Below are 9,956 nucleotides of genomic sequence, written 5' to 3' on the forward strand. Positions count from 1 at the left end.
TTTATTCGAAGAAATGACTCGATTTGGGTTCCCTCACCCCCAAACCAAACTAAAAAGGTACAGCATGAGTAACTTTACCCCTGCGCAACAGCGCAAAGCCCTAGCACTATTAGTTTTGTTCCATTTGGTGATTATTGCGTCAAGCAACTATCTGGTTCAGCTACCTTTTACCGTCTTCGGTATGCACACCACTTGGGGCGCTTTCACTTTCCCGTTTATCTTCCTAGCGACCGATCTGACCGTACGTATTTTTGGCGCGCAGCTTGCCCGTAAAATCATTTTCTTAGTGATGCTACCTGCACTGGCCGTTTCTTATTTCTTGTCTGTGGTGTTCTTTGAAGGTTCATTCCAAGGCTTTAGTCAACTAGGTGAGTTCAACTTGTTTGTTGCACGTATCGCTGTAGCGAGCTTTATGGCTTACCTGCTTGGCCAGATCTTAGATGTGCATGTTTTCAACCGCTTACGCCAAATGAAGCAATGGTGGGTTGCGCCAACGTGTTCAACGCTATTCGGCAATGCCATTGATACCATCGCGTTCTTTGCGATTGCTTTCTACCAAAGCCCTGATCCATTTATGGCAGAGCACTGGACTGAAATTGCGTTGGTCGACTACGGGTTCAAACTTATTATCAGCCTAGGCTTGTTTGTTCCAATGTACGGTGTGCTTCTAAACTACATTGTTAGGAAGTTAACCGCCGTAAATCCTGATTTTAAAGCGACGGGTATTAATGCATAAGCTTTCGGCTGGTGATGCATTGCGTTGTTAATACAGTGATAAGAAAAAGCCCAAGTTTGAAAATGAACTTGGGCTTTTTTAATTTTTGGCATCAGATAAGAATATCAGGTGCTTTCAATCGTCAGTGGCCAGCCAATGTCTGTTTGCCTATTAGACTCGCTCTCTAGCTCTGCTGCAGTCAATGGATTGTCTACGAGCCATTGCTTGGACAGATTAAGTGTTAGCTTGTCATCTTCTGCTATTAATTTTACTTGAGGCACAAGGTCAGGATTACGGCGATGGGTTAGTAAAATGGCTAAACGTAGAATGCGTAAAATACGTTTGCTGCTAGTGCCTGACACTGCATGTTGCTCTGGTAACGAAGTCAACTGTTCACGATAGCGGCGTGTTAACTCACCGAGGTAGTGTTTTTGCGCTCGTGTAAAACCAGGTAAATCCAAGTTTTGTAGTAAGTATGCACTGTGCTCGCCGCCCTTTTTGAAATCGATGGTTAAACCAATTTCATGCAGTTTGGCTGCGGTTTGTAGTAGGACGCTTGCTTGAGGTTCTGGAACCCATGTTTCAGCACCTGCTTGTTCAAACAAAGATTGTGCTAGTGAGGCGACTTGCTCACCGTAGGTCACATCCATTTGGTAGCGAGACTGAATACTCGTAACTGTGCGAGCTCGAATGTCTTTTTGGCGTAATTCGTCAACCATCTCGTAGGCTAAGCCTTCACGGAGCGCACCGCCCGCGAGAGTCATTGATTCAATCTCAAGCAGCTCAAAGATAGCAATTAGAATAGATAGGCCGCTTGGAAACACTAAAGCGCGCTCAAGAGTTAACCCTTCTATTTCTAGCTCTTCTAAACGCTCAGTAATCATGGCTTGTTTCTGTAGGCGCTTAAGTTTGGCATGAGTAATCACTTCATCCATGCCTTGCGCTAACATGATTTCTTGTAGTGCTTGAACGGTACCACTGGCGCCCACGCACACATCCCATCCGATATCCATATAGCTATCTAGGATAGGCCTCAACGTAGACTTAGCGGCTTCAATAGCATTATTGAAGTTAGTTGCAGTAAGTTGACGATCTTTAAAGTGTCGCTCAAGCCAGGTAACACAACCCATTTTGAGGCTCGTTAAGGCTTTAGATGAGAAACCTTCACCAATGATCATCTCGGTACTCGCACCACCAATATCAACCACTAAGCGGCGGCCGCTGCCTCCAGAAGTATGTGCGACGCCTTTATAGATGGTCGCAGCTTCTTCTTCACCGGAGATAACATTGATGTCGTAGCCAAGTATCTGGTTGGCTTTTTCTAGAAAGGTATCCACATTGGTTGCAGTACGTAAGGTCGCGGTACCGACAATGCGGATATTTTCTTGAGGAATGTCTTGCAGTCGCTCTGCAAAGAGACTCAAACAGCCCCAGCCTCGCTGCATCGCTTCTAAGCTAAGCGCATTATTTTCATCTAAGCCTGCAGCTAAGCGAACTTTACGCTTAATCTTAGCCATGGTTTGAACGCTGCCATCGATATGACGTACAACGAGCATATGAAAACTGTTCGACCCGAGGTCGATTGCAGCGTAAAGCGGGGGTGACACTGTTTGACTCATAAGCGACTAAGCTTCCTTGTTATTACGCGGTTGGCGTGGGCGACGGTTCTGGTTTGGTTTACGGTTACCGTTGCGTGGGCCATTATTGTTTGAGCGGCGTTGTTGCGGGTTACGTGTACGTAAACGCAATGGTGCTGGTAGATCTTCAAGTAGTGCAGAAGCATCGTAGTCAGACATTGGGATAGCGTGTTCAATGTATTCTTCGATTGGCGGTAAGTTGATTGCGTAATCTTCACAAGCAAAGCTGATAGAGTGACCGCTTTCACCAGCACGACCTGTACGGCCAATACGGTGAACGTAATCTTCACAATCATCAGGTAGGTCGAAGTTGAATACGTGTGTTACTTGAGGAATGTGTAGGCCACGTGCTGCAACATCCGTTGCTACAAGCAGGTCAACATCGCCTTTAGTAAATTGCTCAAGAATCTTTTCGCGTTTCTTCTGAGGAACATCACCCGTTAGCAAACCAACACGGTGACCATCGGCAGCCAAGTGGCCCCAAACTGATTCACATTTGTGTTTAGTGTTAGCGAAGATGATTGCGCGATCTGGCCACTCTTCTTCGATTAACGTTTGTAGAAGAGCCATTTTGTGTTCGTTAGAAGGGTAGAAAAGCTCTTCTTGAATACGGTGACCAGTCTTACGCTCAGGCTCAACAACGACATGCTCTGGGTTGTGCATGTGTTCGAAGGCAAGTTCTTGTACGCGGTAAGACAGCGTCGCAGAGAACAGCATGTTCAGGCGATCTTTTGGCTCAGGCATACGGCGAAACAAGAAGCGAATGTCTTTAATAAAGCCCAAATCGAACATGCGATCCGCTTCGTCAAGAACAACGGCTTGAATGTGGTTAAGGTTAAATACCTTTTGCTTGTAGAAGTCGATGATACGGCCAGTAGTACCAATTAAGATATCTGCGCCTTCTTCGATTTTACCTAGCTGTTTGTCGTAGCTTTCGCCACCGTAAGCCAGTGCGGCCTTGATACCCGTGCTTGCCACTAGAGAGTCAGCATCATTGTAGATCTGAATCGCGAGTTCACGCGTAGGAGCCATAATAATCGCACGCGGCTGGTTAGGCTTACGCCCTTCATGCTCAGGTGTTTTTAGTAGGTGGTTAAAAGTAGCAGTAAGAAACGCAAGCGTTTTACCAGTGCCCGTTTGGGCCTGGCCTGCAATGTCTTGGCCGGTGAGCAGTACCGGGAGCGCCAAGGCTTGGATAGGAGTACAGTAATCGAACCCTTTTTTTTCCAATCCTTCAATGACTTGCGGAAGTAAATCCAAGTCGGCGAACTTTTGCTCTGTGATATGCGTCTTTTTCATTGCTATAGAATATCAGCTTAAGCTTGCAATACGAAAGTAAATACATTCCAATAGGGCATCTATTTACTGGTTATCATCCAACCAGTTCTAAAAAATACATTGGAGTGGAAGATGAGTGATAAGATTTTGCAGCTAACTGATGACGGTTTTGATAACGATGTGATCAACGCTGCAGGCCCGGTTCTTGTTGATTTTTGGGCTGAATGGTGTGGTCCTTGTAAGATGATTGCGCCGATTCTTGATGAAATCGCAGACGAGTACGAAGGCAAGCTCACTATCGGTAAATTAAATATCGACCAAAACGCAGGTACTCCACCAAAATTTGGTATTCGCGGTATTCCAACGCTACTTCTTTTCAAAGATGGTGGCGTAGCAGCAACTAAAGTTGGTGCACTGTCTAAAACTCAACTTAAAGAGTTCCTAGACGCTAACCTATAATTAGGTGAGCATTTGAAAAGAAACCGCGCAGTTAACAAATGCGCGGTTTTGTTTTTTCTAAGCTATGGACTAGTCTTAGTTTTAGTGCTAATTTATCGCACGTTAATTGAACGAATTTCTCTTCTTGGTCGATCCTGCGTGACCAAATCCTTCTTAACTTAAGAAAACAGATCCTATTTTGACTAAACAAACTTCCACCACTATGAATCTTACTGAACTGAAGAACAGACCTGTGTCTGAACTTGTTAAACTTAGCGAAAGTCTAGGTCTTGAAAATCAAGCTCGCTTAAGAAAACAAGACATTATCTTCTCCATCCTTAAAGCGCACGCAAAAAGTGGTGAAGACATCTTTGGTGATGGTGTTCTAGAAATTCTTCAAGACGGCTTTGGTTTCCTGCGTAGCGGCGATAGCTCATACCTTGCTGGGCCAGATGATATTTATGTATCACCAAGCCAGATTCGTCGTTTTAACCTTCGCACTGGTGACTCGATTGGCGGCAAAATCCGTCCACCTAAAGATGGCGAGCGTTACTTTGCACTACTTAAAGTAAACACGGTTAACTACGACAAGCCAGACAACGCACGTAACAAAATCCTTTTTGAAAACCTTACTCCTCTTCATGCCAACGAACGTATGGTGATGGAAGCAGGTAATGGCGCGACTGAAGATATCACAGCCCGAATCCTTGACCTTGCTTCGCCAATTGGTAAAGGCCAGCGTGGTCTGATTGTTGCTCCGCCTAAAGCGGGTAAAACAATGCTGCTGCAAAATATTGCTCAAAGCATTGCTCGTAACCATCCTGAGTGTGAACTCATGGTTCTACTTATCGATGAGCGTCCAGAAGAAGTAACAGAAATGCAGCGCCTAGTTAAAGGCGAAGTAATCGCATCGACGTTTGATGAACCAGCATCTCGCCACGTACAAGTAGCAGAAATGGTAATCGAGAAGGCGAAGCGTCTTGTTGAACACAAGAAAGACGTAGTTATTCTTCTGGATTCTATTACTCGTCTAGCTCGTGCTTACAACACTGTGATTCCTTCATCAGGTAAAGTGCTTACTGGTGGTGTTGATGCGAATGCTCTACATCGTCCAAAGCGTTTCTTCGGTGCGGCACGTAATGTCGAAGAAGGCGGTAGCTTAACGATCATCGCAACCGCACTGGTTGATACTGGTTCTAAGATGGATGAAGTTATCTACGAAGAATTCAAAGGTACAGGTAACATGGAACTGCACCTTAACCGTAAGATTGCTGAAAAGCGTGTATTCCCAGCGATTGACTTCAACCGCTCTGGTACTCGTCGTGAAGAGCTTCTTACGAAGAACGATGAACTACAGAAGATGTGGATCCTGCGTAAGATTGTTCACCCAATGGGCGAAATCGACGCAATGGAATTCCTTATCGACAAGCTAGCAATGACTAAAACGAATGATGAGTTCTTTGACGCAATGCGTCGTCAGTAGTTTTGACTGGTTTATAGTTATTAAAAAGCGCTGCCTTCGGGTGGCGCTTTTTATTTGCATTTTGTAGCGACAGCTTGCAGAATGACCAAAAGTGTTACAAGGAAGTTAAAATGCAACATGGACTGTTGTCATCATTACTCCTGTCTACTTCACTGTTATTTTCCCCGGTTGGTATGAGCTATGCCACCGAGATGTCTCCAACGACAGTAGAGTCTTGGCTTGAGAATGATCAAGTAAAACTGAAAACTGCTGAATTATTAGAATTTGTCGCACGTGATGAAGTCAATTCGCTGCGCTTCGCACTTGAGCGTCTGACATTTCCCCAGCAAGAGGTAGCTCGTTACCAACTATTGAAGAAGCTCGAACAGCAAAAAATCGTACTCACGCCTAAGATGTCTATCTTCATTGAGCAGCAACTTGCTATTACGCCAACTTATCAAGTATTAGAGCGTGGAGATGGCTATGAGTTTACAGTGCCTGCCTTTAATTACCCTTCAATTGCCAATCGCCTTATCAAACAATGGCGTCAAGATCAGAAGACACTGGTGTTTGTGCTAGATGCAGAGAAGCAGGAACTCGACCTGAAAGAGTGGTTATCTGGCCCTGAACACCAAGTCCAAACTCGAGAAGCGCTGTTAATCAGAGAGCTAGACAGTTTGTCGCCTGAAGCGGTTGATTTTCTGACTAAGCAACTGACCACGTCGTCGATTGTGAGCTGGTTACCTTCTACTGAGGTGGTGGTTCGATTAGCGCAAGTGAGCGAAGACCCAGAGGTATACAAAATTCTATGGCGAATGAAGGCTGATTATCATAGCCAAGCTGAATTGATTCGTCTCGCTGAAACCAAGCAAGCATTTGCGCTTAAGCAGGTTATGGCTGCTACTAAGAATCCACGTTTGAAAGATGAAGCGATTACTTTGCTTACCAAGGTTAATCCGCTATCAGAAGAGGTGAAGGAGTTTCTTGTCTCTAGGATGGCGATTGCCGATGAAGCGCCATTAGTCGCCCGTGAATTAGCCAAACAAGGTCATACGCGATGGTTGCAAGATCTTGTGAATGATAACCCTCAGGTGAAGAGCTCTTTGATCGAGCAAGCATTACCGTAACGTGGATTTTGCCTCTCAATAACCACACTAAAAAGGGGGATCTCAGCGTCACCCTTTTTGATATACTGAGCGCAGAATAATCAGCATGTAGAAGTCCTATGAGTTTTAAAGATTTACGTGATTTTATCGACCATCTTGAAAGTATTGGTCAGTTGAAACGCATTTCTCACCCAGTCGATCCAGACTACGAAATGACCGAGATTAGCGACCGTACTCTACGTGCCGGTGGCCCGGCTCTTTTGTTTGAAAATCCAGTAGGCTATGACATGCCTGTTTTGACCAACTTATTTGGTACACCCAACCGTGTTGCTATCGGTATGGGGCGTCAGGAAGTCAAAGAACTGCGTGAAGTGGGCAAGTTGCTTGCTTACCTTAAAGAACCCGAGCCACCAAAAGGCTTTAAAGACGCTCTTGATAAACTGCCTGTATTTAAGCAAGTCTTAAATATGCCGGCTAAACGCCTTCGCAAAGCGGCTTGCCAACAAGTGGTATGGCAAGGTGATGACGTCGACCTAGATGAAATTCCCGTGATGAGCTGTTGGGCTGACGATGTCGCGCCATTGCTAACATGGGGTTTAACGGTTACTCGTGGTCCAAACAAGAAACGCCAAAACTTAGGCATCTATCGTCAACAGAAGATCGGCAAGAATAAAATCATCATGCGTTGGTTAGCCCACCGTGGTGGAGCTCTGGATCTGCGTGATTGGATGGAAACCAACCCAGGTAAACCATTTCCGGTATCGGTAGCGTTTGGTGCAGATCCTGCCACCATTCTTGGTGCGGTTACGCCAGTGCCGGATACTTTATCTGAGTACGCGTTTGCAGGCTTACTACGTGGTAGTAAAACTGAGGTCGTTAAATCAATCAGCAACGACTTAGAAGTTCCTGCAAGTGCAGAAATCGTGATGGAAGGTTACATCGACCCGAATGAATTCGCGGATGAAGGGCCTTACGGAGATCATACTGGTTACTACAACGAGAAAGAAAAGCACCATGTGTTTACTATTACTCATGTAACCATGCGCGAGAACCCTATCTATCACAGCACCTATACTGGCCGTCCACCTGATGAGCCAGCGGTATTGGGTGTTGCGCTAAATGAAGTGTTTGTGCCTATTCTTCAAAAGCAGTTCCCAGAGATTGAAGATTTCTATCTACCGCCTGAAGGTTGTTCGTACCGAATGGCAGTAGTGACCATGAAGAAGCAATACCCAGGTCACGCTAAGCGAGTGATGATGGGTGTATGGTCTTTCTTACGCCAATTCATGTACACCAAATTTGTATTGGTGTGCGATGAAGATGTGAATGCACGCGATTGGTCTCAAGTAACCGCTGCGATGTGCGAACATATGGATCCGTCACGCGATAGCTTGATGATAGAGAACACGCCGATCGATTCATTGGATTTTGCCTCACCCGTGGTTGGGTTAGGTTCTAAGATGGGCCTAGATATCACTAAGAAGTGGGACGCAGAGTTAGCGTTATCGCCAGATGTCCAAACAGCACCTGTAAATAGTGAACATATAGAAGGTAGCTTGGCTGAGTTAACCAAGGTTCATCCTGAAATTATTGATATTCACCTGCAAAACGACAATGCCAGCATGGTTGTGGTGTCTATTGAAAAGCAAGCTGCCGGTAATGGTAAGAAAATCATGGAAGCGGTTTGGTCTCAATTTGATGAGAACAAGTTTGTTATCGTGTGTGATGGCGATGTCAACGTGAGTGATTGGAATGACATCATTTGGGCGGTAACGACCAGAATGGATCCGGCGAGAGATACGTTATTCCTGCTGAACGAAACTGGACACTCAAAAATGGGTCTCGATGCGACCAATAAGTGGGAAGGTGAATGCCTACGTGAGTGGGGTGTACCAATCACAAAAGATCCTGATGTCGTGAAAAAGATTGATAGCATCTGGGAACAGCTAGGAATTTCATGAGCTACCAAGTAGTCTTATACCCAGAAAACATCAGTTTCACAGTAGAAAAAGGGCAAACGGTCTTGGATGCTGCGCTCAACAGCAATATCTATTTCCCAAACCGTTGCCAAGTTGGCGCATGCGCAATGTGTATGTGCAAAAAATTAGAAGGGCAAGTGAGTTACCACCTTGAACCCATGCTCACAGAGAAAGAGCAGCAACAAGGCTGGATTTTTGCTTGCCAAGCATTTGCAGAAAGTAATTTAGTTCTAACCTTTGCCGATTAAGGGTTAGTAAGAGGAAGAACATGACTATTAAATGTAAAGTGAAGTCTATCGAGCCTTTGGCTTGTAATACTTACCAAATCCTACTTCACCCAGAAACACCGGTCGCTTTTAAAGCGGGCCAGTACTTGATGGTTGAAATGGGCGAGAAAGATAAGCGCCCATTCTCTATCGCAAGTAGCCCTTGCCGCCACGAAGGTGAGCTTGAGCTGCACATTGGTGCTGCCGAGCACAACGCTTACGCACTAGAAGTGGTTGAAGCGATGAAGAAGGCACAAGCTGAAGATGGCGATATTGCGATTGATGCGCCACACGGAGATGCTTGGATTAAAGAAGAAAGTGATCGCCCTCTATTACTTATTGCTGGTGGCACGGGTTTCAGCTACGTGCGCTCTATTCTTGATCACTGCATCGCGCAAAATAGCTCGAAAGAGATTTATCTATACTGGGGCGCAAAAGATGAGTGCCAGCTGTATGCTAAAGAAGAGCTGGTTGGCATTGCAGAAAAGCATAGCAACGTGCATTTTGTACCGGTAGTAGAAGAAGCACCTGAAGTATGGCACGGCCAAACTGGTAATGTACTTGAAGCAATTACGCAAAGTTTCGAATCACTGGCTGATTTCGATATCTATATTGCAGGTCGTTTTGAAATGGCAGGCGCTGCAAGAGACTTATTTACTCAGAATAAAGAAGCAAAACGTGACCATATGTACGCAGATGCTTACGCCTTTATCTAATAATACTCTTAGATTTTGAGCAAAAAGAGAGCAGAAATGCTCTCTTTTTTACGTTCAGGTGAACTATTAGGCAGTTAACCTCTATTTATTCACTTTTTATGAAAAAGTAGTTGCTAAGCTGAGAGGGTTCCCTATAATGCCACCCCACTGAGACGGCAGACGCCACAAGGCTTCAGCAATAATTAGTAAGACGGAAAGCGACAAAAAATTAATTTTCAAAAAGTGTTTGACACTGAATGTTAATTCGCTAGAATGGCCGTCCACTTCGAGAGGCTCCTTACTTAAAAGGAACGTTCAACAAGTGAAGCTCTTTAACAATTTAAACCTATCAATCTGTGTGGGCACTCGTTGATGAATAT

The 9,956-nt window shown here is 45.0% G+C and carries 9 protein-coding genes; 7 read left to right on the plus strand and 2 right to left on the minus strand.

What is annotated here, in order from left to right; translation table 11 throughout:
* Positions 1-64 precede the first annotated feature (64 nt).
* On the plus strand, positions 65-736 hold the full coding sequence (locus ACED48_RS19375) for a 7-cyano-7-deazaguanine/7-aminomethyl-7-deazaguanine transporter (RefSeq protein ID WP_017055270.1): 672 nt from the start codon (positions 65-67) through the stop codon (positions 734-736).
* Between the two features lie 104 nt (positions 737-840).
* Here the strand turns inward: ACED48_RS19375 and gppA are convergent, their stop codons facing one another.
* Both gppA and rhlB read right to left on the minus strand, forming a co-directional pair.
* On the minus strand, positions 841-2,334 hold the full coding sequence (gene gppA / locus ACED48_RS19380; RefSeq protein WP_017055269.1) for a guanosine-5'-triphosphate,3'-diphosphate diphosphatase: 1,494 nt from the start codon (positions 2,332-2,334) through the stop codon (positions 841-843).
* 6 nt (positions 2,335-2,340) lie between these two features.
* Positions 2,341-3,651, minus strand: a complete 1,311-nt coding sequence (rhlB, locus tag ACED48_RS19385; protein WP_017055268.1) for an ATP-dependent RNA helicase RhlB — start codon at positions 3,649-3,651, stop codon at positions 2,341-2,343.
* A 111-nt stretch (positions 3,652-3,762) separates the two neighbouring features.
* On the opposite strand from rhlB, the gene trxA reads away from it, so the two are divergent.
* The 6 genes from trxA to fre all read left to right on the plus strand — a co-directional run bounded on the left by trxA (position 3,763) and on the right by fre (position 9,597).
* The gene (gene trxA, locus ACED48_RS19390; protein WP_010440700.1) at positions 3,763-4,089 is read left to right on the plus strand and encodes a thioredoxin TrxA; all 327 of its coding nucleotides are present in this window, start codon (positions 3,763-3,765) and stop codon (positions 4,087-4,089) included.
* A gap of 202 nt (positions 4,090-4,291) precedes the next feature.
* Positions 4,292-5,551, plus strand: a complete 1,260-nt coding sequence (gene rho, locus ACED48_RS19395; RefSeq protein ID WP_010440702.1) for a transcription termination factor Rho — start codon at positions 4,292-4,294, stop codon at positions 5,549-5,551.
* A 110-nt stretch (positions 5,552-5,661) separates the two neighbouring features.
* Positions 5,662-6,657 (plus strand): hypothetical protein, encoded by a 996-nt coding sequence (locus tag ACED48_RS19400; RefSeq protein ID WP_017055267.1) that lies wholly within the window; start codon positions 5,662-5,664, stop codon positions 6,655-6,657.
* 98 nt (positions 6,658-6,755) lie between these two features.
* Complete coding sequence (gene ubiD / locus ACED48_RS19405) at positions 6,756-8,597, plus strand: 4-hydroxy-3-polyprenylbenzoate decarboxylase (RefSeq protein ID WP_017055266.1); 1,842 nt, start codon at positions 6,756-6,758, stop codon at positions 8,595-8,597.
* Positions 8,594-8,863 (plus strand): 2Fe-2S iron-sulfur cluster-binding protein, encoded by a 270-nt coding sequence (locus tag ACED48_RS19410; RefSeq protein ID WP_017055265.1) that lies wholly within the window; start codon positions 8,594-8,596, stop codon positions 8,861-8,863. Before ubiD ends, ACED48_RS19410 begins: the two co-directional genes overlap by 4 nt.
* A 20-nt stretch (positions 8,864-8,883) precedes the next feature.
* Complete coding sequence (fre, locus tag ACED48_RS19415; protein ID WP_017055264.1) at positions 8,884-9,597, plus strand: NAD(P)H-flavin reductase; 714 nt, start codon at positions 8,884-8,886, stop codon at positions 9,595-9,597.
* Positions 9,598-9,956 lie beyond the last annotated feature (359 nt).

Source organism: Vibrio sp. 5S239 (genome assembly GCF_041439575.1).
GTDB lineage: Bacteria > Pseudomonadota > Gammaproteobacteria > Enterobacterales > Vibrionaceae > Vibrio > Vibrio kanaloae.